Source organism: Streptomyces sp. Ag82_O1-12, from assembly GCF_900182715.1.
Classification (GTDB): domain Bacteria; phylum Actinomycetota; class Actinomycetes; order Streptomycetales; family Streptomycetaceae; genus Streptomyces; species Streptomyces massasporeus.
Window position 1 is genome coordinate 4,364,863 of the sequence record NZ_FXUW01000001.1, and the last position, 23,230, is coordinate 4,388,092.

General features: G+C 70.6%; 21 protein-coding genes and 1 tRNA gene. 11 read left to right on the forward strand and 11 right to left on the reverse strand.

The features are described 5' to 3' along the window. Positions 1 to 166 precede the first annotated feature (166 nt). A complete protein-coding gene (crgA, locus tag QOL88_RS20035; RefSeq protein WP_030846986.1) occupies positions 167 to 421 on the reverse strand; it encodes a cell division protein CrgA in 255 nt (84 codons plus the stop codon). Between the two features lie 139 nt (positions 422 to 560). Between crgA and QOL88_RS20040 the strand changes: the two genes are divergently transcribed. Genes QOL88_RS20040 through QOL88_RS20065 form a run of 6 tightly spaced genes read left to right on the forward strand, consistent with a single transcriptional unit; the run spans position 561 to position 4,793 of the window. After that, entirely contained in the window at positions 561 to 1,343 is a 783-nt protein-coding gene (locus QOL88_RS20040; protein WP_097217941.1) for a DUF881 domain-containing protein, read from the forward strand. 20 nt (positions 1,344 to 1,363) lie between these two features. Beyond that, entirely contained in the window at positions 1,364 to 2,041 is a 678-nt protein-coding gene (locus QOL88_RS20045; RefSeq protein WP_097217943.1) for a class E sortase, read from the forward strand. Between the two features lie 17 nt (positions 2,042 to 2,058). Continuing rightward, complete coding sequence (locus QOL88_RS20050; RefSeq protein WP_037668147.1) at positions 2,059 to 2,256, forward strand: hypothetical protein; 198 nt, start codon at positions 2,059 to 2,061, stop codon at positions 2,254 to 2,256. Further along, positions 2,253 to 2,891 carry an aminodeoxychorismate/anthranilate synthase component II gene (locus QOL88_RS20055; RefSeq protein ID WP_031105357.1) on the forward strand — a complete coding sequence of 213 codons (639 nt, stop codon included), beginning with the start codon at positions 2,253 to 2,255 and terminating at the stop codon, positions 2,889 to 2,891. The genes QOL88_RS20050 and QOL88_RS20055 overlap by 4 nt, the downstream gene beginning before the upstream one ends. Continuing rightward, complete coding sequence (locus QOL88_RS20060; RefSeq protein ID WP_097217945.1) at positions 2,888 to 4,030, forward strand: class E sortase; 1,143 nt, start codon at positions 2,888 to 2,890, stop codon at positions 4,028 to 4,030. The genes QOL88_RS20055 and QOL88_RS20060 overlap by 4 nt, the downstream gene beginning before the upstream one ends. A gap of 13 nt (positions 4,031 to 4,043) precedes the next feature. After that, positions 4,044 to 4,793 (forward strand): class E sortase, encoded by a 750-nt coding sequence (locus QOL88_RS20065; protein WP_097217947.1) that lies wholly within the window; start codon positions 4,044 to 4,046, stop codon positions 4,791 to 4,793. 95 nt (positions 4,794 to 4,888) lie between these two features. Here QOL88_RS20065 and QOL88_RS20070 read toward each other — a convergent pair whose 3' ends face one another. From QOL88_RS20070 to QOL88_RS20100, 7 genes are all read right to left on the reverse strand, one after another. Further along, positions 4,889 to 5,920, reverse strand: a complete 1,032-nt coding sequence (locus QOL88_RS20070) for a restriction endonuclease (protein ID WP_097217949.1) — start codon at positions 5,918 to 5,920, stop codon at positions 4,889 to 4,891. A 193-nt stretch (positions 5,921 to 6,113) separates the two neighbouring features. Next, on the reverse strand, positions 6,114 to 8,138 hold the full coding sequence (gene pknB, locus QOL88_RS20075; protein WP_097217951.1) for a Stk1 family PASTA domain-containing Ser/Thr kinase: 2,025 nt from the start codon (positions 8,136 to 8,138) through the stop codon (positions 6,114 to 6,116). Between the two features lie 169 nt (positions 8,139 to 8,307). Then, the gene (locus tag QOL88_RS20080; RefSeq protein ID WP_097217953.1) at positions 8,308 to 9,786 is read right to left on the reverse strand and encodes a peptidoglycan D,D-transpeptidase FtsI family protein; all 1,479 of its coding nucleotides are present in this window, start codon (positions 9,784 to 9,786) and stop codon (positions 8,308 to 8,310) included. After that, positions 9,783 to 11,240 carry an FtsW/RodA/SpoVE family cell cycle protein gene (locus tag QOL88_RS20085; protein WP_097217955.1) on the reverse strand — a complete coding sequence of 486 codons (1,458 nt, stop codon included), beginning with the start codon at positions 11,238 to 11,240 and terminating at the stop codon, positions 9,783 to 9,785. The genes QOL88_RS20080 and QOL88_RS20085 overlap by 4 nt, the downstream gene beginning before the upstream one ends. Positions 11,241 to 11,262: 22 nt before the next feature. Beyond that, a complete protein-coding gene (locus QOL88_RS20090; RefSeq protein WP_097217957.1) occupies positions 11,263 to 12,819 on the reverse strand; it encodes a Stp1/IreP family PP2C-type Ser/Thr phosphatase in 1,557 nt (518 codons plus the stop codon). A 140-nt stretch (positions 12,820 to 12,959) separates the two neighbouring features. Further along, the gene (locus tag QOL88_RS20095; RefSeq protein WP_097217959.1) at positions 12,960 to 13,472 is read right to left on the reverse strand and encodes an FHA domain-containing protein FhaB/FipA; all 513 of its coding nucleotides are present in this window, start codon (positions 13,470 to 13,472) and stop codon (positions 12,960 to 12,962) included. Between the two features lie 10 nt (positions 13,473 to 13,482). Further along, positions 13,483 to 14,349 (reverse strand): FHA domain-containing protein, encoded by an 867-nt coding sequence (locus tag QOL88_RS20100; protein ID WP_097217961.1) that lies wholly within the window; start codon positions 14,347 to 14,349, stop codon positions 13,483 to 13,485. Positions 14,350 to 14,830: 481 nt separating this feature from the next. Between QOL88_RS20100 and QOL88_RS20105 the strand changes: the two genes are divergently transcribed. Beyond that, positions 14,831 to 14,914: transfer RNA gene (locus QOL88_RS20105), tRNA-Leu, on the forward strand. Positions 14,915 to 15,018: 104 nt separating this feature from the next. On the opposite strand, the gene QOL88_RS20110 is transcribed toward QOL88_RS20105, so the two are convergent. The 3 genes from QOL88_RS20110 to QOL88_RS20120 form a co-directional block, all read right to left on the reverse strand. Then, the gene (locus QOL88_RS20110; RefSeq protein ID WP_097217963.1) at positions 15,019 to 15,552 is read right to left on the reverse strand and encodes a winged helix-turn-helix transcriptional regulator; all 534 of its coding nucleotides are present in this window, start codon (positions 15,550 to 15,552) and stop codon (positions 15,019 to 15,021) included. 62 nt (positions 15,553 to 15,614) lie between these two features. After that, entirely contained in the window at positions 15,615 to 18,053 is a 2,439-nt protein-coding gene (locus tag QOL88_RS20115; protein WP_097217965.1) for an FtsX-like permease family protein, read from the reverse strand. After that, positions 18,047 to 18,772 (reverse strand): ABC transporter ATP-binding protein, encoded by a 726-nt coding sequence (locus tag QOL88_RS20120; RefSeq protein WP_097217967.1) that lies wholly within the window; start codon positions 18,770 to 18,772, stop codon positions 18,047 to 18,049. The genes QOL88_RS20115 and QOL88_RS20120 overlap by 7 nt, the downstream gene beginning before the upstream one ends. Positions 18,773 to 18,933: 161 nt before the next feature. Between QOL88_RS20120 and QOL88_RS20125 the strand changes: the two genes are divergently transcribed. The 4 genes from QOL88_RS20125 to QOL88_RS20140 all read left to right on the forward strand — a co-directional run bounded on the left by QOL88_RS20125 (position 18,934) and on the right by QOL88_RS20140 (position 23,227). Further along, positions 18,934 to 20,205: a sensor histidine kinase gene (locus QOL88_RS20125; protein ID WP_179878911.1), complete on the forward strand. Its 1,272-nt coding sequence runs from the start codon at positions 18,934 to 18,936 to the stop codon at positions 20,203 to 20,205. Further along, positions 20,195 to 20,854: a response regulator transcription factor gene (locus QOL88_RS20130; protein WP_179879129.1), complete on the forward strand. Its 660-nt coding sequence runs from the start codon at positions 20,195 to 20,197 to the stop codon at positions 20,852 to 20,854. The genes QOL88_RS20125 and QOL88_RS20130 overlap by 11 nt, the downstream gene beginning before the upstream one ends. 97 nt (positions 20,855 to 20,951) lie before the next feature. Beyond that, entirely contained in the window at positions 20,952 to 21,710 is a 759-nt protein-coding gene (locus QOL88_RS20135; protein WP_097217968.1) for a ScbR family autoregulator-binding transcription factor, read from the forward strand. 119 nt (positions 21,711 to 21,829) lie between these two features. Beyond that, on the forward strand, positions 21,830 to 23,227 hold the full coding sequence (locus tag QOL88_RS20140; RefSeq protein WP_257027834.1) for a cytochrome P450 family protein: 1,398 nt from the start codon (positions 21,830 to 21,832) through the stop codon (positions 23,225 to 23,227). The last annotated feature ends 3 nt before the right edge of the window (positions 23,228 to 23,230 follow it).

A 23,230-nucleotide genomic window follows, 5' to 3' on the forward strand; every position in this document is an offset into this window, starting at 1 on the left:
TCAGGCAGGGGGCGAACAAGTTTTCGAAGACCGGTACTTCCGTCATACCGGCGTCAACACCCAGCGGGTTATCCACAGATCGTCTTCATTATCCCCATGTGGAAAACTGCTGTGGATAACTCAGCGAACACCCCTGGGCAGAGCTGCGTTCACCGTGTGGTGGCCGCTACTTCCACTGGGTCGAGACACCGAATCCGGCGGCGATGAAGCCGAAGCCCACCACGATGTTCCAGTTGCCCAGCGAGTCGATGGGCAGCGATCCGTCGGTGACGTAGAAGACGACGATCCAGGCCAGGCCGATGAGGAACATGGCCAGCATGACCGGCGCGACCCAGGCACGGTTGCTCAGCTTGATCGCGGTCGTCTGCTTGGCAGGCGGCGGCGTGTAGTCGGCCTTCTTGCGGATACGTGACTTCGGCACGAGGGTCTCTCCTGTCGATGCGCTGCGTGGCCGCGCAGGTAACTGGGTCGGTCTCGGGGCAGCGTGAGGGGACTCCGATGGCTCCCCCGGGCGTCCGTTAGCGTAGTGCTTCCGCCGCGCCGAAGGAGATAAGGGTACGTTGAGCAATTCTGCCGACTCCCCCGGGACGGGATCCACCCCTGAGCGCGTGCGCCGTTTTCGGCCCGTGCGCGTCCTGACGGCGGCCGTGTTCGCTCTGGCGGGGCTCATCTTCTTCACCAGCTTCGACACCGCCAAGGGCACCAACATCCGTACGGACAGCTCGCTGCTGAAGCTGTCCGACCTCATCCACGAGCGAAGCCGGGAGAACGGCGCGCTGGACGAGGCCAACGGCACCCTGCGCCAGGACATAGAGACCCTCGCCGAGCGCGACGACGGCAGCACCAAGGCGGAGGACGACAAGCTCACGGCCCTGGAGAAGCGCGCCGGCACGCAGAAGCTCAAGGGTGACTCGCTCACGGTCACGCTCAACGACGCCCCGCCGGACGCCACCGCCAAGCTTCCCGGCTACCCCGAGCCGCAGCCCGACTACCTGGTCATCCACCAGCAGGACCTCCAGGCCGTGGTGAACGCGATGTGGCAGGGCGGGGCCAAGGGGATCAAGGTCATGGACCAGCGGCTGATCTCCACCAGCGCCGTGCGCTGCGTGGGCAACACCCTGATCCTCCAGGGCCGTGTCTATTCACCGCCGTACAAGATCACGGCGGTCGGTGATCCGGGCAAGCTGCAGAAGGCGCTCGCGGCCTCCCCGGCGATCCAGAACTACATGGTCTACGTCAACGTCTACGGGCTCGGCTGGAAAGTCGAGGAGAACGGCCCGGTGACTCTGCCCGGCTACTCGGGCACAGTGGATCTGCATTACGCGAAGCCCGTGGAGCAGTAGCCGGACCGGGGGAGCTGCCGGTGCGCGTGATCGTCAGGACCGTCAGCGAACTGTGCATCACCGTCGGCAGCCTGATCGTGCTGTTCGTCGTCTACGTGCTCTTCTGGACCGGTGTGAAGGCCGACGGCGTCATGGACGACCAGATCGACCTGCTCCACAAGGAGTGGTCCAGGCCCCGGCCACCGGCCGCCGGCTCGCCCGTGGGCCCGGCGAAGCCCGCGCCCTACGCCAAGGGCAGGCCTTTCGCGATCATGTACATCCCGCGGCTTGGTTTCACGTGGAACAAGCCCGTGCTCGAAGGCACCGCCACCGGCACCCTGAAGAAGGGCCTCGGCCACTACGCCGAGACGGCCCAGCTCGGGCAGAGGGGGAATTTCGCGGTCGCCGGCCACCGCCGCACCTACGGGGACCCGTTCAAGGACTTCCCCGAGCTCAGGCGGGGTGACGCGGTGGTGCTGACCGACGGCACGACCTGGTTCACGTATCGGGTCGACAAAGGACCGTACAAAACAGTGCCCTCGGACATCGAGGTGATCGACCCTGTCCCACGTACTTCCGGGTATACGCGTTCGGGCCGGTATCTGACGCTGACCACGTGCGAACCGGAGTGGGGGCACAGTCACCGTCTGATCGTCTGGGCGCACCTGGACTCCACCCAGCCCGTGGAGGCCGGGAAACCTGAGGCGCTGCGCCGTTAGTCTGGTGGCTGTACGGCGTGGGTCTGGTGCCGTGGTACGACGGAAGGGACGGCATGTACGGCTGGATCTGGCGGCATCTGCCGGGGAACACGTGGGCGAAGGCAGTGATCTCACTCGTCCTGGTCGTGGCCGTGGTCTACGTCCTCTTCCAGTACGTCTTCCCGTGGGCGGAACCGCTGCTGCCCTTCAACGATGTGACGGTGGACAACCAGTGAGCGCGCGCATTCTCGTCGTCGACAACTACGACAGCTTCGTCTTCAACCTGGTCCAGTACCTCTACCAGCTCGGTGCCGAGTGCGAGGTCCTGCGCAATGACGAGGTGTCGACGGCGCATGCCCAGGACGGCTTCGACGGGGTCCTGCTCTCTCCGGGTCCCGGTACGCCCGAGCAGGCCGGTGTCTGCGTCGACATGGTCCGGCACTGTGCGGGCACGGGTGTCCCGGTCTTCGGCGTCTGCCTCGGCATGCAGTCGATGCAGGTGGCGTACGGCGGTGTGGTGGACCGTGCGCCCGAGCTGCTGCACGGCAAGACCTCGTTGGTCGAGCACGGCGGCGGCGGCGTCTTCGCCGGTCTGCCTTCGCCCTTCACGGCGACGCGCTACCACTCGCTGGCCGCCGAGCCCGCTACGGTCCCGGCGGAGCTGGAGGTCACGGCCCGTACGCACGACGGCATCGTGATGGGCCTGAGGCACCGCGAACTTCCGGTTGAGGGCGTGCAGTTCCACCCCGAGTCGGTGCTGACCGAGCACGGGCACCGGATGCTGGCCAACTGGCTGGTGGAGTGCGGCGACCAGGGTGCCGTGGCGAGGTCGGCCGGGCTCGCCCCGGTGGTGGGCAGGGCCTCGGCGTGACCGCCCTGCGCCCCGAGCGCGAGTCCGACACCTCGTACGGGCAGCAGTCGTACGGGGCGCGGGGTGCGTTCGAGGAGTGGTCGGGCGGGGAGACGTACGGGGTGTCCTCGCAGTCGCAGCAGTCGCAGCAGTCGCAGCAGCCGTACGCGTCGTACGAACCCGTCCCGGAGGAGACGTATCTGCCGCCCCCCGACGAGGAGACGGTGGCGCTGCGGATTCCGGATCCACCGCCGGGGACCGGCGGCTCCACAACGCGCTCTGCGGGCTCTTCCGCCTCACGGCAGGACGGGCCCGCCCACGGTGGGCGCGCGGCCCGCAGAAAGGCCGCCAAGCGCCGTCACGGACGCCATGGCGGCGCGTCGGACACCCCGTCGGCCGCCCACACCGGCCGCGGCACCGACAGGGGCAGCCAGTCGCGGGCGCCGCTGTCGCGGGTCGAGGCGCGGCGGCAGGCGCGGGCGCGCAAGCCCGGTGCGGCGGTCGTCGCGAGCCGGGCGATAGGAGAGGTGTTCATCACCACCGGCGTGCTGATGCTGCTGTTCGTCACCTACCAGCTGTGGTGGACGAACGTCCGGGCGCACGCCCAGGCCGGCCAGGAGGCAAGCAGCCTCCAGAACGACTGGGCGAGCGGCAAGCGCAACCCCGGGGCGTTCGAACCGGGGCAGGGTTTCGCCATCCTGCACATTCCGAAGCTGGACGTGGTCGTCCCGATCGCCGAGGGCACCAGCAGCAAGGGCGTGCTCGATCGGGGCATGGTCGGCCACTACGCCGAGGGCGCGCTGAAGACGGCGATGCCCGGGGACGAGAGCGGGAACTTCGGGCTCGCGGGTCACCGCAACACCCACGGGGAGCCGTTCCGGTACATCAACAAGCTCGCTCCGGGCGATCCGATCGTCGTGGAGACGCAGGACGAGTACTTCGTCTACAAGATGGCGTCGATCCTGCCGGTGACGTCGCCGAGCAATACGAGCGTTCTGAATCCGGTGCCCACGGGCTCCGGATTCACCAAGCCCGGCCGCTACATCACGCTGACCACGTGCACGCCGGAGTTCACCAGCAAGTACCGGATGATCGTCTGGGGCAAGATGGTCGAGGAACGGCCGCGCAGCAAGGGCAAGCCGGATGCGCTCGTCAGTTAAGGGCAGATGACCAGTGGCAGCGACCACCGACACCGACCACGAGAAGCACACCGGCGGGGCGTCCCGGCCGTCTGCGGCACGTCGCAGGCCCGGCCCGATCGCCATGGCGGTCAGCTTCTTCGGGGAACTCCTCATCACCGCGGGCCTGGTCCTCGGCCTGTTCGTCGTCTACTCGTTGTGGTGGACGAACGTGGTCGCCGACCGCGCGGCCGGCCAGCAGGCCGACAAGGTCCGTGAGGACTGGGCGCACGGCCGGGGCGGCCCCGGCGCGCTGGACACCAAGAACGGCATCGGCTTCCTGCACGTGCCGGCGATGAGGAACGGCGAGGTCCTGGTCGAGAAGGGCACGTCGAACAAGATCCTCAACGACGGCGTCGCCGGCTACTACACCGACCCCGTCAAGGCGACCCTGCCGATGTCGGGCAAGGACGGCAACTTCTCCCTCGCCGCCCACCGCGACGGTCACGGGGCCAAGTTCCACAACATCGACAAGATCAAGAAGGGCGACCCGATCGTCTTCGAGACGAAGGACAAGTGGTTCGTCTACAAGGTCTACGACGTCCTGCCCGAGACGTCGAAGTTCAACGTCGAGGTCCTCTCCCAGGTCCCGAAGGAGTCCGGCAGGAAGAAGCCGGGCCACTACATCACCCTGACGACCTGCACGCCGGTGTACACGAGCACGTACCGGTATGTCGTGTGGGGCGAGCTGGAGCGGGTGGAGAAGGTGGACAGCGAGCGGACACCGCCGAAGGAACTGGGCTGAGCGCCTTCCTCGTGGGTGGTGAGCCGCTAGCATGACGGAGGCCCGAAGCCGCAACTTTCTCTTGCGACTTCGGGCCTTTTGTCGCGCTCTGGTCGCTACTCCAGGACGCCCAGGGCCGTCCCGGCGCTCCATTCCTCGACCAGCCCACGATGGACGGTGGTGATGCCGCTTTCGGCGGCGATGTTGAGGGCGTCGCGGGTGAAGGGGCAGGTCGCCACGAACAGGGCCACCTCGGAGTCGTGCAGGACCTTGGCGGCCCCGAGGAACTTCTGGATGTCGGGGCTGGTGATGGAGATGTGGGGCGCGAACCTCTTGCACTGGACGACGACGCGCCGCCCGTCGGCCGTGTGCGCGGTGATGTCGATGCCGCGGTCCCTTCCGCCGCCTCGCACGACGACGTCGGTGCAGCCGTCGCGGCGGAGCAGCTCGGCGACGTGTTCTTCGAACTCGCGCCCGTTCATGGCGTCCATGGCGGCCATGACTCCGGCGAGGGGACGGTTCTCCCGGGGGCTTTCCAGCCGCTGTAGCCGGGTGTGGTGCTGTCGGAGCCGCTTCTCGATGCGCTGGACGCCTGCCCGGAGGGCGATGAGCTCTCGCCGGTGCTCGCCCGACGTTTCGATCAGGGCGTTGAACATGGGGACAACGGTCGTCCCCAGGACGTGGGTGATGCGCTGGTCGATGCGGGCGTCGAGGGAGGCGGCGTCCATCGGGGCGGAGTTTTCCACAGGCTGTGTGCGTGCCAGGTACTCCGTGTCGAGGAGGTACACACGCACCTGACGTGCGACGTCACTGTCTCGGAGCAGCATGGCGATGTTGAGGACGGCGCGCCGGGGGAAGAGGGCCAGGGATCGGGTGCGTGACTGGATTCCACTGAGGTTCTTGAAGGACCTCAGTTCTTCGCCGGTCAGCAGTCGGTAGCCGCTGGCCTCCAGCTCGGTTCGGTGGTCCTTGACGAGCGACTTGATGGCTTCGAGACCGACGTCGAAGTACGACGCCACCATCGCGGTCGTCACATGCGTCCCGTCCGGCAGCAGCGACAGTGCCTTGACCCTGTCGAGTACGTCCGTGCGGGCGAGCACGCTGCCGCGCAGGGTCGGTGATTCCAGCAAGGCCGTTTCGTTGATCACGTTCTGCCCTTCGGCTCGTATGGCCGGGGCGGGGTTCCGATGCCCCACCCCACCCGGTGAACGAGTCGGGACATATGAAGACACGATCGACGGACGCACACTTTTGCGGGTCTGTCGTCGGCTGCGCACGGCAGAGCCCCCGGCCTTTGTGGGGCCGGGGGCTCTGGGGTGTGTCGGTGTGGTGCGGGCGGGGTCAGTCGTCCTCGTTGCTGCCGTTGAGGCCGCCGAAGATGCCACCGTTGCCGTTGCCGCCGTTGTTGCCGCCTCCGACGCCGACGGTCTGGAGGGTGATCGTCGTGGCCGCCGGGTCGTCGACCTCCTGGTTGGGACCCGGGTTCTGGCCGGCCACGAGGGCGTTGTCGCTCTGGTCGCTGCCGCCCGCGAACTGGATGTTGGTGAAGCCCTGCTGCGCGAGGATCTGCTTGGCCTGGCCGACCGTCTGGCCGACGACCTGCGGGACCTTGACCTTCTGCTGCTGCTTCTTTTTGCCGATCTGGATGTTGACCGAGGAGTTCGGGTCGACCGACGTGCCGGCCTGGGGCGTGGTCTGGATGACCTTGCCGACCTGGTTGTCGTCGTCGGTCTCCACCTCGGTGCAGTTGCCGACCAGGTTGCTGGCCTGCATCTGCTGCTTGGCCGCGTCACAGCTCTGGCCGAGCACGTCCGGGACGGTGGACTTCTTCGCTTCCTTGGCGACGGTCAGGGTGATCGTGGAGCCCTTCTCGACTTCGTCGCCTGTGCTCGGGTCCTGCTCCAGCACGGTCCCCGGGTCCTCCGGTGACTCACGGGTCTCCGTCTGGACATCGAACTGATACCGGTCGCCCGTCAGCTTCGCCTTCGCCTCGTCGAGGCTGAGGCCGGTCACACTGGGGACCGTCACCTTCGGCGCCCCGGTCGACACGACCAGGGAGATGGTGTCGCCCTTGTTGACCTCGACCCCGGGCTTCGGGTCCTGGGAGCAGATCTTGCCCTTGCTCTGGTTGTCGCAGGGCTTGCTGGAGAAGGTCAGCTCGAGGTCGGAATTGGTGGCCAGCTGCTGGGCGCTCCTCTTCGTCTCACCGACGAAGTTGGGCGCGTCGAGCGCGTCGTTGCCCACGCCTCCGTCGCCGCTGAACGCCAGCCGGCCGATCAGGATCGCCCCGACCAGGACGAGGATGCCCGCCACCACCAGCAGGATCGTGGAGGTGTTCGACTTGCGCTGCTGCCCGCGGCGCCGGTCGGGGCGGTCGTCGTAGCCGTAGCCGCCGTCGTCCGGGTTCATCGGGGGCAGCATGGACGTGGCGCCGGCGCCGGAGTCGGCGCGCAGGGCCGTCGTGGGCTGGTCGTCGGGGTAGCCGCCGTAGCCGACCGCGCCCATCGCGGCCGTCGCGGCGACCGGCTGGCCGTCGAGGCAGGCCTCGATGTCGGCGCGCATCTCGTCGGCCGACTGGTAGCGGTAGTCCGGGTCCTTGGTGAGGGCCTTGAGGACGATCGCGTCCATCTCGGGCGTGATCTCTGGATCGAAGACCGACGGAGCCTGCGGCTCCTCGCGGACGTGCTGGTAGGCCACGGCCACCGGGGAGTCGCCGACGAACGGCGGGCGGACGGTCAGCAGCTCGTAGAGCAGACAGCCGGTCGAGTACAGGTCGGAGCGGGCGTCGACCTGCTCGCCCTTGGCCTGCTCCGGGGAGAGGTACTGGGCGGTGCCGATGACCGCGGAGGTCTGCGTCATCGTCATGCCGGAGTCGCCCATGGCGCGGGCGATGCCGAAGTCCATGACCTTGACCTGGCCGTTGCGCGTCAGCATGACGTTCGCCGGCTTGATGTCGCGGTGGACGATGCCGGCGCGGTGCGAGTACTCGAGGGCCTGGAGGATGCCGATGGTCATCTCCATGGCACGCTCCGGCAGGAGCTTGCGGCCGGAGTGCAGCAGCTCACGCAGTGTCGAGCCGTCCACGTACTCCATGACGATGTACGGGATCGACACGTTGTCGATGTAGTCCTCGCCCGTGTCGTAGACCGCGACGATCGCGGGATGGTTGAGCGAGGCGGCCGACTGGGCCTCCCGGCGGAACCGGGCCTGGAAGGAAGGGTCACGCGCGAGATCCGCGCGCAGCGTCTTCACCGCCACGGTGCGGCCGAGGCGGGTGTCATGCGCGAGGTAGACCTCCGCCATGCCACCACGCCCGAGCACCTGGCCCAGTTCGTACCGGCCGCCGAGGCGACGCGGCTCTTCCATAGCTACCTACCAGCCCTCTCCGTCGGTCCCGACCGGCATGCTTGTACGGTCGGAGGCTGCCGTCCGGGCCTACCGTACCCGGCTCGCTTTGTGTGACCTGGCCAAGCCCGTCAGCCGATACAGGACCGGTATCGCAACGTGCACCGATGTGAAGCAGGCGTGAGCGGGGTCACTTCTTGCTGTCGATGACCGCCTCCATCACGTTCCTCGCGATCGGGGCCGCGAGGCCGCCACCGGAGATGTCGTCACGGACGGCCTTGTCGTCCTCGATGACGACCGCCACGGCGACCGGTGAGCTGCCGTCGTCGCCCTTGGCGTAGGAGATGAACCACGCGTAGGGGTTCTCGCTGTTGTCGACGCCGTGCTGGGCGGTACCGGTCTTGCCGCCGACCGTGACGCCGTCGATCTTGGCGTTCGAGCCGGTGCCCTTGTCGACGACCGTCTCCATCATGGACTGGAGGATCTGGGCGTTCTCCGCCGACAGCGGCTGGCTCAGTTCCTCGGGGTCGGTCTTCTCGATCGGGTCGACGCCGGAGGACTGGAGCTCGTCCACCATGTAGGGCTTCATCAGCTTGCCGTCGTTGGCGACGGCCGAGGCGACCATGGCCATCTGCAGCGGGGTCGCGGCGGTGTTGAACTGGCCGATGGACGACAGCGCGGTCTGCGACGGGTTCATGTTGTCGGAGAAGACCGAGGCGTTGGCGCGGACCGGGGTGAACTGCTCCTCGTCGAAGCCGAACTTCTTGGCCATGTCCAGCATCTTGTCGTTGCCGAGGTCGGCGCCGATCTTGCCGAAGACGGTGTTGCAGGAGTACTGGAGGGCCACCCGCAGTGTCGCGTTCTCGCAGGGGATGTTGCCCTCGTTGGGCAGCTTGGTGGTGGTGCCCGTCATGACCCACGGGTCCGGCGAGTTCGTCTTGGCGTCGGCGGACGTGTAGATCCCGTCCTCCAGCGCGGCGGCCGCGGTGACCACCTTGAAGGTGGAGCCGGGCGGGTAGGTCTCGCGCAGGGCCCGGTTGAGCATCGGGTCGTTCGGGTTGGTCTTCTTCTGCAGTTTCTGCCAGGCCTTGCTGTCCGTCGTCGTGGAGTTCCCGGCGAAGGACGACGGGTCGTAGGACGGGTAGGAGGCCAGGGCGAGGATCTTGCCGGTGGACGGCTCCAGGGCGACGACGGCGCCCTTGCCGCCCTGCTTCTCCAGGCCGTTGAAGGCGGCCTTCTGGGCGGCGGCGTTCAGGGTGGTGACGACGTTGCCGCCCTGCTGCTTCTTGCCGGTGAGCATGTCGAGGGTGTTGCGGAAGAACAGCCGGTCGTCGTTGCCGGTGAGGATGCCGTCCTCGATGCTCTCCAGCTGTGTGGCGCCGAAGGCCTGTGAGGCGTATCCGGTGACCGGCGCCCACATGGGGCCGTCCTTGTAGGTGCGCTTGAACTTGAAGTCGCTGCCCGACGACTCGGCGGAGCCGGTGATCGGCTTGCCGTCGACGATGATGTCGCCGCGGGGCGAGGCGTAGCGCTCGATGGTGACGCGGCGGTTGTTCTTGTCGGTCCGCAGCTCGTCGGCCTGGACGTACTGGATCCAGTTGTCGCGGACCAGCAGGGCCAGAACGAGCAGGCCGCAGAAGATCGCGATCCGGCGCAGGGGCTTGTTCATGACGGGCGGACCACCTGGGTCATCTCGGCGTCGGGGTTGGCGGCGGGGGCGGGGGCCGGGCGGCGGGCGGTGTCGCTGATCCTCAGCAGGATGCCGATCAGTGCCCAGTTGGCGATCACGGAGGAACCGCCGTACGCCACGAACGGCAGCGTCATACCGGTCAGCGGGATGAGGCCCATCACACCGCCGGCCACGACGAAGACCTGGAGGGCGAAGGCGCCGGACAGGCCGATGGCCAGCAGCTTGCCGAACGGGTCGCGGGCCGCGAGGGCGGTGCGCACACCCCGCTCGACGATCAGACCGTAGAGCAGCATGATCGCCATGACGCCGGCCAGGCCCAGCTCCTCGCCGAAGGTGGCGAGGATGAAGTCGGAGTTGGCGGCGAAGCCGATGAGGTCGGAGTTGCCCTGCCCGAGACCGGTGCCGAGCGTGCCGCCGGAGCCGAAGGCCCACAGGGCCTGCATGGCCTGCTCGGAGTGGACGATGCCGTCCTGAACGGCGGCGCGGGAGAGCTCGAACTCGTGGAACGGGTCCAGCCAGGCCTGCACACGCGTCTGGATGTGCGGCTCGAAGCTCGCCACGCTGACGGCGCCGACCGCGGACATCAGCAGACCGAAGACGATCCAGCTGGTCCGCTCGGTGGCGACGTACAGCATGATGATGAACATCCCGAAGAACAGCAGGGATGTACCGAGGTCGGTCTCGAAGACCAGGATGAGGATCGAGATCACCCAGACGACGAGGATCGGTCCGAGGTCGCGGCCGCGCGGCAGGTACAGGCCCATGAAGCGGCGGCTGGCCAGGGCCAGGGCGTCTCTCTTGACCATGAGGTAGCCGGCGAAGAACACCGCGAGGACGATCTTCGCGAACTCGCCGGGCTGGAGCGTGCCGAGGCCGGGGATCTTGATCCAGATCTTGGCGCCGTAGATGTTCGCGCCGAGTCCGGGCACGAGCGGCAGGATCAGCAGGAGCAGCGCACCCGCCATGGAGATGTACGTGTAGCGCTGCAGGACCCGGTGGTCCTTGAGGAAGATCAGCACGCCGACCAGCAGGGCGACGCCCATCGCGGAGTACAGCAGCTGCCGGGGAGCCGCTTCGACGAACTGCTTGCTCGCCTGCAGCTTCTCCGACTGGTCGAGGCGCCAGATGATGACCAGTCCGAGCCCGTTGAGCAGCGTGGCCAGCGGCAGCATCAGCGGGTCGGCGTACGGCGCGAACTTCCGTACGGCGAGATGCCCGACGCCCGCGAGCAGACCGAGCCCGAGCCCGTAGCTCAGCAGGCCCGGCGGCACCGAGTCGTGAAGCGCCAGGCCGACATTGGCGTAGGCGAACACCGGGATGACGACGGCGAACACCAGCAGCGCGAGCTCGGTGTTGCGCCGGCTCGGCGCGCCGATGGCGCCGATCGTGGACGTGTGGTTCGTCGGCGAGTGCGACGTATTCGTACCGCTCATCGTGTGACAGGGCCTCTCACGGCTACTGCTTACCGCACAGCGAGACGACCTTCTGCTCTTCCTCCGAGAGGCTGGGGCCGGGGCTGGGAGTGGGTGCGGTCGTGGTCGGGGGCTTGGACTTCTCCGGTGCCGACGGTGAACCCGACGGGCTGGACGGGTTCGGCGTCGGTGTGGCCTTGGACGTGAAGGAGGCGGGAGTGGTTCCCGTGGTGCCCCCGGCCTCGCCTTCGCCGGTCTTGGAGTTGTTCTTGCTCTCGGCGTCGCGCCGCTGCGCCTCCTTCTTGCACGCGGAGGCCTGCACCGACAGTTCCTGGATCTTCGCCTGGGCGTTCTTCAGGCCGCCCTCGGGGATCGTCGCCTCGACGAGTTTCTGCTGGTAGGGCGGCAGGTACTTGAGTTCGATCTCGGGGTGGTCCTTCTCGACGTTCGAGAGCGAGACCCAGGCCAGGTCCTGGCTGATGCCCCGGTACAGCGCGACGTGCTCGTCCTCGGTGCCGACGTAGTACTGCGTCTGCGTCCAGCGGTATCCGCCGTACAGGCCACCGCCGATGACGGCCAGCGCGAGGGCGCCGTAGAGGGATCTCTTCAGCCAGCGGCCCTTCTTGCGGGGCTTGGTGAAGTCGTCGTCGCCGTAGTCGAAGCCGGCCGCCGGGATGTAGCCGGTGGTGTCGCCGGATCCGGGCGGGCCGAACTCGCCGCCCCCGCCGCCCCGGCCGTGCCCCTGGCGGCCGAGCCCGGAGGCGCGGCCGGCGGGGGTCTGCATGATGCCGTTGTCGTGCAGCTGGTGCTGGTTCTCGGCGACGGCGCCGACCACGACGGGGGTGTCGGAGAGCTGCCCCGCGAGGGTGTCGCCGGTGTCGAGGTCGAGGACGTCGGCGATGATGACCGTGATGTTGTCCGGGCCGCCGCCGCGCAGCGCCAGCTCGATCAGGTTCTGGACGGTCTCCTGGGGGCCCTGGTAGCTGGCGAGGGTGTCCTCCAGGGTCTGGTGGGACACCACGCCGGACAGGCCGTCGGAGCAGATCAGGTAGCGGTCGCCGGCGCGGACCTCGCGGATGGACAGGTCCGGCTCGACGTGGTCGCCGGATCCGAGGGCGCGCATCAGCAGCGAGCGCTGCGGGTGCGTGGTCGCCTCCTCCTCGGTGATCCGGCCCTCGTCGACCAGGCGCTGCACCCAGGTGTGGTCCTGGGTGATCTGCGTGAGGACGCCGTCGCGGAGCAGGTAGGCGCGCGAGTCGCCGACGTGTACGAGTCCGAGGCGCTGACCCGTCCACAGCAGGGCGGTCAGGGTGGTGCCCATGCCCTCCAGCTGGGGGTCGTCCTCGACCATCGAGCGCAGCTGGTCGTTGGCGCGCTGTACCGCCGTGCCGAGCGAGGTGAGGACGTCGGAGCCGGGAACGTCGTCGTCGAGGGCGACGATGGTGGAGATGGCCTCGGAGGAGGCGACCTCACCGGCCGCCGCGCCGCCCATGCCGTCGGCGATGGCGAGCAGGCGCGGGCCGGCGTAACCGGAGTCCTCGTTGCCCTCCCGGATCATGCCCTTGTGCGATCCGGCCGCGAAGCGCAGTGACAGACTCATGCGCACCTCGCCTGTCGGCTCCGGGTACAGCCGGTCGTGTCGAGCCACACTGCCCACCCTCCGGTCGGGAGCGCGCGGGGGGCCGGGGTGGGGCCCGCCACTGCGTGCTCGCTCCGCTCGCGCCTATCCATGATGTAGCACTACTTCCGCAGCTCGATGACGGTCTTGCCGATGCGGATCGGCGCGCCCAGCGCAATCGGTGTGGGAGTCGTCAGCCGGGACCGGTCCAGGTATGTGCCGTTGGTGGAGCCGAGGTCCTCGACGATCCACTGGCCGTCGCGGTCCGGGTAGATCCTGGCATGGCGGCTGGAGGCGTAGTCGTCGTCCAGCACGATCGTCGAGTCGTGCGCCCGGCCCAGGGTGATGGTCTGGCCCTGGAGCGCGACCGTGGTGCCGGTGAGGGTGCCCTCGGTCACGACCAGCTTGGTGGGGGCGTTACGGCCGCGCCGGCCTCCGGCGGGCTGCTGGCGCTGCGGCGGCGGCGCCTGGCGGGCGGCGGCCTGCTGCTGCCTGCCTGCCTCGCGGCGCGAACCGCGCTGCGTGACACGCGTACCGAACAGGTCGCTGCGGATGACCTGCACGGCCACGATCACGAACAGCCACAGTACGGCCAGGAAACCCAGCCGCATGACCGTGAGGGTCAGCTCTGACATTGCCCCCGCTTCACCCTTCGGCTTGCCGGTAAATGATGGTGGTGCTGCCCACGACGATCCGCGAGCCGTCGCGGAGCGTAGCGCGGGTGGTGTGCTGCCCGTCCACCACGATGCCGTTGGTGGATCCGAGATCCTGGATCGTCGAGGGCGTTCCGGTCCGGATCTCGCAGTGCCGGCGGGAGACGCCGGGGTCGTCGATCCGCACGTCGGCGTCGGTGCTGCGGCCCATCACCAGCGTCGCGCGGGAGATCTGATGGCGGGTGCCGTTGATCTCGATCCAGTGGCGGGTGCGTCCGCCGGCGGCCGGGGCGGCCGGGGGCCGGGGGCCGCTCGCGGCGGGCGGGTAGCCGTAGCCGCCGGGACGGCCGCCGGGCGGCGGCGCGGACGGCATGGGCGGGGCGCCGGAGGGCGCCGCGGACGGCGGGTAGCCGTAGCCGCCGGGGCGTCCGCCCTGCGGGGCGGCGGGTGCGGCGCCGCCGCCTCCCGGGCCCTGCTGGCTGCTGGAGGAGGCGAGCGTGCGGCTGCGTACCCGGTACAGGCCGGTGTCGAGGTCGTCCGCCTTCTCCAGGTGCACCTTGATCGGGCCCATGAAGGTGTAGCGCTGCTGCTTGGCGTAGTCGCGCACCATGCCGGCGAGCTCGTCGCCGAGCTGGCCGGAGTAGGGGCTGAGCCGCTCGAAGTCGGGAGTGCTCAGCTCGACGATGAAGTCGTTGGGCACGACCGTCCGGTCGCGGTTCCAGATGGTGGCGTTGTTGTCGCACTCGCGCTGGAGCGCTCCCGCGATCTCCACGGGCTGGACCTCGGACTTGAACACCTTGGCGAAGGTGCCGTTGACCAGACCTTCGAGACGTTGCTCGAACTTCTTCAGGACTCCCATGGGGCACCTCCTCCTTGGCTGCCGTCCTGTGTACTGCCCTGCGGGCCGCTTGCCGGGTACTGCTGGTACTGCTTACTGATCGTATCCACGCGCGGCTCGATCGGCTGGTTCCCCCTGTCGGCCCCGCCGACGGGTGTCGACGCATGACGAGGTTCCCTGTGGAGCTCGTCTTCGAACTCCTCCGGTGGTACTGCTGCGCGTAACCGCCTCCGGTATGCCTGCAAGGATCGTAGAGGCGGCCGAAGACCAGTGTCCCGCACCCGGCTGTGGACCCCGACCCCCTCCTGCGGAGACGGCGGGTACCGGTACGAGGTTGATACGTGAACCGGTACGGGTTGATACGTGGCAGGGACATCGAAGGTTCGGTGGGGGGTCTGCCTGCGGCGATAAGGGATGTGAACCCACCCCCTCCAGCGTGCTAATGTTCTGGGTGTCGGAAGGCGCCACGCCCCAAGGGGCAGGCGCCCAGGACACACCCAATGCGCGGGTGGCGGAATAGGCAGACGCGCTGGATTCAGGTTCCAGTGCCCGCAAGGGCGTGGGGGTTCAACTCCCCCCTCGCGCACCGTCGGAACGGGCGGCATCGATCAGATGCCGCCCGTTCTTCGTGTTGGTGGATGTGGCGGTTGTCTCGGGCCCGCCCTGGATTCCCGCCGTGTGAGGAAGCTCTCAGGCCTGGTCGGCCGGGCGGTCGCCGAGCGTCCGTCCCGGGGCGAAGCGTTCCCGTACGACCGGGGCGTCGAGGAGGCGGGCCGGGTAGCCCGGGCCGGTGCGGGCGGTCATGTCCCGCTGGTGCAGGGGCTCGCCGCAGGCGGAGCAGACGACCCGGGCCTCGGTGTCGTGGTCGCAGGGTGTGTGGCGCAGGACCACCGGGGCGCCCTCCTCGCCGGCCAGCCAGCGGTCGCCCCAGGCGTTGATCGCGGTGAGGACCCCGAAGAAGTCGCGGCCCTTGTCCGTGGGCAGGTACTCGTGGCGGACGGGGTCCCGCTGGTAGACGTGCCGCCGCAGCAGGCCCTCGGCCTCCAGGCGCCGCAGCCGGTCGGTGAGGGTGTTGCGGGCGATGCCGAGCGTGCCGATGAAGCCGTCGAAGCGGGATTCGCCGTAGAAGACCTCGCGCAGGACCAGCAGGGTCCAGGCGTCGCCCAGGATGTCGGCGGTGCGGGCGATCGAGCAGGGCCAGTTGCCGAACGAGGTCCGTCTCATGGCCCCACTGTAGGCGGCTTGTCGCGGCTGGTCTCATGATGAGATCGACCCGGTCCGGAGGGCTATTCGCGGATCCCGGCGAGGTCCGCCGGGCGGCGGCGCAGGGCGAGGGCGGCGGGGGCCGTCGCGCAGACCACGGCCAGGAGGGCGCAGGCGAGCGCCGTCGTGCCGAGGGCCTGCCACGGGAGGGTGACGGAGGGCCGCACCGACAGCAGAGCGAGGGCGCCCCACATCCCGGCCAGGTTGACGCCGGTGACCAGCAGGCCGAGGAGCGCTCCGGCCGCGACGGCCGTCAGGGCCTCGGCCGCGGTCAGCCGCAGCACCTGCCACCGGGTGGCTCCTGCCATGCGCAGCACGGCCAGGTCGCGGACCCGGTCGGCGGCCGCCATGACCGTGGTGTTGGCCACGGAGATGCCCGTGTAGAGCAGGGCGATGCCGAGGACCAGGAGGAGGCCGAGGCGGGTGGTGCGGTTGGTTTCGGGGTGGGTGGCCCGGATCCACGCGTCCCGGGTGAGGACCTCGCCGCCTCCCGCGCCGATCGCCTCGCGCAGGGCGGTGGCCACGGGGCCCGGGGCCGTGCCCTTCTCGAGGGCCACGTCCACGCGGTCGATTCCGGCTCCCGGGGCGTTGCGCGGGGTGACGTAGACGCCGTTGCCGCCGGTGCCGGTGGGCATCACCGCGGCGATGCGGAGGGTGCGCGGTGTCCCGTCGCCGAGCCACACCCGGACCCGGTCGCCCACCCGGTGCCGCTGCCACTCCTCGTTGACGACGATCGAGCCGTTGTCGAGGTCGCCCAGCCTGCCGACGGTGAGCGGCAGGTGGGTGGTGGCGGCCAGGTCGCCGGGGGTCGCGGCGCGGGCCTCGGAGCGGATCAGGGCCACGCCGTCCTCCAGGACGTGCACGGCCGTCGACGACGTCGGTGAGATCCGCGCGCCCGGTACCGCGCCCAGCCGGTGCAGGGTGGCGGTGTCGAAGGCCGTTCCGGCGGCCGGGGTGAGCACGAAGGCGGCGGTGGTGCGCTCGCTCGTCTCGGTGGTCTTCGCGTGGTTCAGGGTCGCGGTGGCGCCGAGGAGTGAACCGGCGAGCGCGACCGTGACGAGGACGGGGGCCGCGAGTGCGGCGGTGCGGCGTACTCCGGTGGCCGTGTTCTCGCGGACCAACATGCCCACGGCCGACGGGAAGCAGGTCAGCAGGCGGGTCAGGGGCCGCAGTACGAGGGGCGCGAGCAGGGCGGTCGCGGTGATCAGCAGCATGGGGCGGCTGATGTACGTCTTGCGGTGGAGCAGGTCGGAGGGGTCCGTGGTGAGGGACAGGGCCAGGGGCACGGCGGCGGCGAGCAGGAGGGCCGCGCCGCAGAGCAGGCGTCCCCGGGTCAGGGGCCCCCTGTCGGCCGCCGCCTCGCGCAGGGCCTCGGTGGGGGCGGTGCGGCCGGCCCGCCAGGAGGCCGCGGTCGCTCCGCACAGGGCGACGAGCAGGCCCGTCCAGAAGGCCGCGTGGTACGGCCAGGTGTGCTCGCCGATGGTGAACCAGGCCGGGGCGAGACCCTCCTCGGCCACGCGGGCGGCCAGCAACGGCGCCCCGTGGGAGCCGAGCACACAGCCGGCGGCGGAGGCGAGGGTGCCGACGGCGAGGGCCTCGGCGAGGACGCTCCGGCGGATCTGGGCCGGGGTCGCCCCGGCGGTGCGCAGCAGGGCGAACTCCCTGCGGCGCTGGGCGACCGCGAAGGCGAAGGTCGACGCCACGACGAAGACCGACACGAAGGCGGTGACGCCACCGGCGGTGCCGAACAGGGCGTTCATCGCGGTGAGCGCCTCACCGTCCCGGCCGGGGTCTGCGTCGGCGAGGCGGCGGGTGTCGCCGGTGAGCACCTGGGCGCCGCCGCCCACCGCCTTCCGTACGGACGCCGGGTCGGCCCGCACGACGAACTGGGCGACCGACGGGGCCAGTCGGGCCGCGCGGGCGTCGGTGAAGAACACGGCGTTCTCGAAACCGCGCGGGGTGAGCGTGCCGACGACGCGCACCGAGCCTTGGCCGGTACGCACCTTCTGGCCCGGGCGCGCCCAGTCGCCGGTGACGACGGCCTCGTCGGACGCGCGGGGTGCCCGGCCGGTGGCGAGCTCGTAGGGGGCGAACGCGGCGGTGGACCAGGGGTGCCCGACCAGGTCCGCGGGGCCGCCCTGCGCCCGGACGGGGAACGAGCGGTCCTCGATGACCGGGCCCAGCGTCCGCAGCCGGGCGACGGTCGCGGCCGGTACGGGACGCGGGTGGGCCAGCGGGGACTCGCGGGCGCCGACCGGGGTCGGTACGCGCAGGGTGTCCTGGCCCTTGACCACGACCGGCGCGGCGGCGAAGCGTTCGGGGCCGCGCTCCGGGGCGTCGGCCGTCGAGGCCAGGGCCAGGCCCATCACGGTGAGCAGTGCCACGCCCAGACAGAGCGCGACGAAGCTGCCGGTGAAGCCGGCCCAGCGGATGCGCAGCGTGCGCAGGGTGACGCTCAGCACGGCACGGCCTCCAGACGGGTCATGCGCGTGGCGATGGTGTCGGCGCCGGCGCCGGTCAACTCCCCGCTCACCCGGCCGTCGACGAGGAAGACCACACGGTCGGCGTACGCCGCGGCCACCGGGTCGTGCGTGACCATGACGACCGTCTGGCCGTCGCGGTCGACCATGCCGCGCAGCAGCCCGAGCACCTCGCGGCCGGTCCGGGTGTCCAGGGCGCCGGTCGGTTCGTCGCCGAACAGCACGTCGGGCCGGGTGATCAACGCACGGGCCAGGGCGACGCGTTGCTGCTGGCCGCCGGAGAGTTCGGACGGTCTGTGCCGGGCCCGGTCGGCGAGGCCGACCTGTCCGAGCGCCTGGCGCACCCGGGCGGAGGGGACGCGGCGGCCGGCCAGGCGCAGGGGCAGCGCCACGTTCTGCTCGGCGGTCAGCGAGGGCAGCAGGTTGAACGCCTGGAAGACGAAGCCGACGCGCTCGCGCCGCAGCAGGGTCAGCCGCCGCTCGCCGAGCCCGGTCAGTTCGGTGCCGCCCACGGTGACCGACCCGGAGGTGGGCCGGTCCAGGCCGGCCGCGCACTGGAGCAGGGTCGACTTGCCGGAGCCGGAGGGGCCCATGACGGCGGTGAAGGTCCCGGTGGGGAACGTGAGCGATACGTCGTCGAGTGCCCTCACGCGTCCGTAGGTCCTGGTGACCGAGTCCAACTGGACGGCGTCGTGTGTCATGGGTCCCCCCGGTGTCTGGTTCGGTGTCGCCCCAACGAAACCGCTCGGGGGCGGGCCGGCGCAGTGCGGCGGGGCCTAGACCTGGGGTAGGGCCAGGCATACCCCAGGGCCTCGGTCTGCGCCCATGGCCGGGGCCCCGGGCGGCTTCTACGGTGATCCCCATGCACCCTCGCAACGTGTGGCAGGCCCTGTCCCGCCCCGGCTACCTGCTGTCGGCGTGGCCGTGGCGGTCGGCGTGTTACCTGCTCACCGGCGCGGTCACCGGTGCCGTCGTGCTCGTCGGGATCGTGCTCTCGGCGGCGGCCGGCGGGGTGCTCGCGCTCGCGCTGGTGGGGCTGCCGGTGCTGCTCGGGACGGCGCTGGCGGGCATTCCGGTGGCGGCACTGGAGCGGTTCCGGCTGCGGCTGGTCGACACGGAGCCGGCGTCGGATCCGCACCGGCCGCCCGGGGAGCCGGGGCTGCGGGCCTGGTTGTCGACGCGGCTGCGGGAGCGGGCCACCTGGCGGGAGCTGGGTCATGCCCTGCTGTTCGCGGGGCTGTTGTGGCCGGTCGACGCCCTCGCGTTCGCCGTCTTCCTGCTGGGGCCGCTCTCCGTGGTGGCGACTCCGCTGCTCCTGGCCGTCCTCGGCGAGGCGAAGGTCCTCAAGGTGTGGCTGGTCACGACCTGGCCGGCTGCCGTGGGGTTCGCCGTCCTGGGGCTGGTCCTGCTCGTCCTCGGTGCCTACCTGCTGGGCGTGCTGGCCGGGGCCCGGGCCGGGCTGGCCCGGCTGCTGGTCGCGCCGCGGGAGGCCGACCTGGGGGCCAGGGTGGTCGAACTGGCCCGGTCGCGGGTGCGGTTGGTGGACGCCTTCGAGGCGGAGCGGCGGCGTATCGAACGCGATCTGCACGACGGGGCGCAGCAGCGGCTCGTCGCCCTGACGATGACGCTCGGGCTGGCCCGTCTCGACGCCCCGCCCGGCCCGCTCGCCGACCAGCTCGCCAAGGCGCACCAGGAGGCGGGTACGGCCCTCGCGGAACTGCGCGAGCTCATCCACGGCATCCACCCCAAGGTCCTCGCCGACTACGGCCTCGAAGCCGCCGTGGCCGACGCCGCGGACCGTTCGGCCGTGCCCGTGGACGTCGACCTGGAGCTGCCCGGCCGGCTCTCCCCGGCGGTCGAGGCCGCCGCGTACTTCGTGGTGTGCGAGGCGCTCGCCAACGTGGGCCGGCACAGCGGCGCGAGCCGTGCCGAGGTGAGCGGCGGGCACCGGGACGGGCGGCTGCTGCTGCGGATACGCGACGACGGGTGCGGTGGCGCACGGGCCGGGCAGGGCAGCGGACTGACCGGACTCGCGGACCGGGTGTCGGTGCTCGATGGCAGACTCTCCCTGTCCAGTCCGCCCGGCGGACCGACCCTGCTGTGTGTGGAGATCCCTTGTGACCCTGCGAGTTGAGCGGCCGCTGCGGGTCGTCCTGGCGGAGGACAGCGTCCTGCTGCGGGACGGGCTGGTCGGGCTGCTCGGGCGCTGCGGGCACGAGGTCGTCGCGGCCGTGGGGGATGCCGAGGCCCTGGTCGCGGCTGTCGGGGAGCACGACCCGGACGTGGTCGTCACGGACGTGCGCATGCCGCCCGGCTTCCAGGACGAGGGCCTGGCCGCGGCCGTGCGGCTGCGCGGGGAGCGGCCCACGCTGCCCGTGCTGGTCCTCAGCCAGTACGTGCAGCGCCGGTACGCCGCCGAGCTGCTCGACTCCGGCGACGGCACGGGCGTCGGCTATCTGCTCAAGGACCGCGTCGGCCAGGTCGAGGAGTTCGTCGAGGCGCTCGGCAAGGTGGCGGACGGCGGCACGGTCGTCGACCCCGAGGTCGTACGGCAGTTGCTGCGCCGCCGCCGCGATCCGCTGGAGCGGCTCACCCCGCGCGAGCGTGAGGTGCTGGCGCTGATCGCCGAGGGCAGGTCCAACGGCGCGATCGCACGCGAACTCGTCGTCTCCGAGGCGGCCGTGGGCAAACACGTGTCCGGCATCCTCACCAAGCTGGACCTGCCGCCGGCGGACGCGACCCACCGCCGGGTGCTGGCCGTGCTGGCGTACCTGCGGGCTTGAGGACGCGCCCAAGGCCGTTGGGCCGTCGACGCGTTGTGTAAAAACCAGCGAGTTGGTTTCATTGCGTCGCCATCAGAGCCCTGCAGGGGAGCCACGGGTGACCAAACAGGACCGGGCCGTCCGGACCCGTCTCGCGCTGATCCGGTCGGCGGCCGAACAGTTCGAGGCCCGCGGATACGTCCGGGCCAGCCTGGCGGAGATCAGCGCGGGAGCCGGTGTCAGTTCCGGCGCGCTGCACTTCCACTTCGCCAACAAGGCCGCCGTCGCCGAGGCCGTCGAGCATGCGGCCGAACAAGCCCTGCGCGAGGCCGCGGCCGGTCATCGCGACGGGGACGGCAGCGCCCTGCAACGCCTCGTGGACGTCACCCACCACGTCGCCCGGCTGCTCTGCGCCGACGTCGTGGTCCGGGCCGGGCTGCGGCTGAACGCCGAGCAGGCTGCCGGGCGGGTGCGGGACCTGCGCCGGGGATGGCGGGAGTGCGTGCAGGGGCTGCTGGCCGAGGCGGAGCACGGGGGTGAACTCGCCGCCGGGGTGACGCCGCAGCGCACCAGCGCGGTCGTCCTGGCCGCCACGACCGGCATCGAGGTGCTGGCCCGCGAGGACGACGGCTGGCTCGCCCGGCCCTCGCTGACCGACCTGTGGCGGGTGCTGCTGCCGTGCCTGGCGGCGCCGTGCCTGGCCGGGGCGCTGGATCCGGCGGGGAGTGAAGCGGTGCGGGGTGAACCCGCGGGGAGCGGATCGGCGGGGAGCGGGCCGACGGGAAGCGGATCGGCGGGGAGCGGGCCTGCGGGGAGCGGGCCGGCCGGGTCGGGCGTCCAGGCGGAGGCGGGCCGGGTGGGGCTCGCGCTGCGGTAGCCACCCGCCGTCGGCCGACCGTGGGTGAAGTCATGGCCAAAACAAACCGGTTGCCAAGTTTTTCCGGCCTGCGGATCGCACGATGGTCCCCCAGCCTCTGGACCAAGGAGCGATGAGTCATGGCACAGCAGGTCTGCCCCTTCCTGTCGATCGACCCGACCGGTCAGGACCTCTACGGCGAGATCTCCCGGATCCGTGCCCAGGGCCCGGCCGTGGAGGTCGAACTCCCCGGCGGTGTACGGGCGTGGTGGATCACCGGCCTGGAGCTGAACAAACGGCTCCTGGCCGGCCCGGAGACGAGCAAGGACGCCTACCAGCACTGGCCGGCCTGGATCAACGGGGACATCTCCCGCACCTGGCCGCTCGCCATCTGGGTCTCGGTGCGCAACATGGTCACCGCCTACGGCTCCGACCACAGCCGGCTGCGCAAGCCGATGGCCGCCGCCTTCACCAAACGCCGCGTCGACGCGCTGCTGCCGCGCGTCCAGGAGATCGTCGACCGGGCGCTAGACGCCCTGGAGTCCCTCCCCGAGGGCGAAGTCGTCGATCTGCGGGCGGCGTTCGCGGCGCCCGTCCCGCACGAGGTGGTGTGCGAGCTCTTCGGCGTACCGCCCGGCGAGGACGGGCCGCGCGCGGCCCTCTACCGCATCATCAGCCGCTTCTTCGACACGGCGATCTCCCTGGAGGACGCCCAGGCCAACGCCGTCGACCTCTACGGCACGCTGACCGCGTTCCTCCGGTACAAGCGCGAGCACCCGGCCGACGACCTGACGACGGCGCTCATCGCCGCGCACGACGAAGGCAGCATCGGTGAACAGGAGTTGATGGACAACCTGATCCTGCTGCTCACCGCCGGGTTCGAGACGACCGTCAACCTCATCGACAACACCGTGCACAGCCTGCTCGCCCACCCCGACCAGCTCGACCTCGTCCGCTCCGGGCGGGCGACCTGGGAGGACGCCCTGGAGGAGTCGCTGCGCTTCGAGGCGCCGGGCGCCATGTCGGGTCTGCGCTACGCCGTCGAGGACATCGAGATCGAGCCGGGCCTGACCATCCCGAAGGGCGACCCGCTCGTGGTCTCCTTCGCGGGCGCCGGGCGCGACCCCGAGCGGCACGGGCCGGACGCCGAACGCTTCGATGTCACACGTGTCACCAGCCGCGACCACGTGTCCTTCGGCCACGGCGTGCACCACTGCCTGGGCCGGCCCCTGGCCATGACCGAGGCCACCGTGGCTCTGACGTCGCTGTTCGCACGCTTCCCGCGGCTGGCCCTGGCCGATCCGTCGCGTCCGCCGAAGCGGCTGCGGTCCATCATCTCCACCGGCCACGAGGAGCTGCCGGTGCTGCTGCACGGCCGGGATCCGGGCGGCGGCCCGCGCCCGGAGGAGGCGGAGAGGACGGAGACGGAGGCGGGGGAAGCGGAGGCGGAGAGGACGGAGACGGAGGCGGGGGAAGCGGAGGCGGAGAGGACGGAGACGGAGGCGGGGGAAGCGGAGGCGGAGGTGGCGGAGGCTTAGGCG